Source organism: Pseudomonadota bacterium (genome assembly GCA_022361155.1).
In the GTDB taxonomy this organism is placed as follows: Bacteria; Myxococcota_A; Polyangia; order Polyangiales; family JAKSBK01; genus JAKSBK01.
In genome coordinates, this window is record JAKSBK010000020.1 from 1 (window position 1) to 1126 (window position 1126).

Genomic DNA, 1126 nt, shown 5'->3' on the forward strand with positions numbered 1-1126 from the left:
GATGCTGGTCGAGGCGGTCGAGGAGGCCGCGCTCGGCGCCGGCCTGAGGTCCCTCAACCTGGACATTCGCGAGACCCAGGAGCGGGCCATCGCGCTCTATAAGCAGCTCGGCTACAGCTGCTGGGGCAGCCATCCGCGCTATGCCTGGATCGACGGGCGCTGGTACACCGGCCTCTATTATGCGAAGGACCTACTGGGCGCGGGCGAAATCCCCGCTTCCTAGAGGGAGTTCGCGCCGGGAAATCGCACTTGGGGGGTGCGCCATGATCATCTTTCCCGCCATCGACCTGAAGGACGGCGCCGCCGTGCGCCTACTGCGCGGCGAGATGGGCCAGGCCACCCTCTACAATCCGGACCCGGCGGCCCAGGCGCGGGACTTCGCCGCGGCGGGCTTCACCTGGCTTCACCTGGTCGACCTCAACGGCGCCTTCGAGGGCCGGGCGGTGAACGCCACGGCGGTCGAGGCCATCCTGGCGGCGGTCGAGCTTCCGGTTCAGCTCGGCGGCGGCATCCGCGACCTGGCGGCGGTGGAGCGCTGGCTCGCCGCCGGCGTGCGTCGGGTCATCCTGGGCACCGCTGCTTTGAAGGACCCGGATCTGGTGCGCGAGGCCTGCCGGCGCTTTCCGGGCCAGGTGGTGGTGTCGATCGATGCCCGCGGCGGCCGGGTCGCCGTCGAGGGCTGGGCCGAGGTCAGCGAGGTCCTGGCGGTCGACCTCGCCCGGCAGTTCGAGGACGCCGGCGTCGCCGCCCTGGTCTACACCGACATCGACCGGGACGGCGCGCTGGAAGGCGTCAACCTGGCGGCCACGGCCGAGCTGGCGGGCGCGGTCGGGATCCCCGTCATCGCCTCGGGCGGGATCTCCTCCCTCGACGACATCGCCGCGCTCATGACCCTGGACGATCCGCCGCTCGAGGGCGCGATCTGCGGTCGGGCGCTCTACGACGGCCGCATCGATCCGGCGAGCCTGTTCCAATTGGCGGCGAGCGGCGACTGATGCTCAAGGCGCGCATCATCCCCTGCCTCGACGTGAAGGACGGCCGGGTCGTCAAGGGGGTCAACTTCGTGGATCTGCGCGATGCGGGAGATCCGGTCGATGCTGCGAAGGCCTACGATGCCGCCGGCGCC

The 1126-nt window shown here is 71.0% G+C and carries 3 protein-coding genes; all 3 read left to right on the top strand.

The window, feature by feature from the left end; genetic code table 11:
- On the top strand, positions 1-223 hold a 223-nt coding region (locus MJD61_00600; GenBank protein ID MCG8553779.1), incomplete at its 5' end, for a GNAT family N-acetyltransferase.
- Positions 224-263: 40 nt separating this feature from the next.
- Complete coding sequence (hisA, locus tag MJD61_00605; GenBank protein ID MCG8553780.1) at positions 264-995, top strand: 1-(5-phosphoribosyl)-5-[(5-phosphoribosylamino)methylideneamino]imidazole-4-carboxamide isomerase; 732 nt, start codon at positions 264-266, stop codon at positions 993-995.
- On the top strand, positions 995-1126 hold a 132-nt coding region (locus tag MJD61_00610), incomplete at its 3' end, for a HisA/HisF-related TIM barrel protein (GenBank protein ID MCG8553781.1). The genes hisA and MJD61_00610, both read left to right, overlap by 1 nt.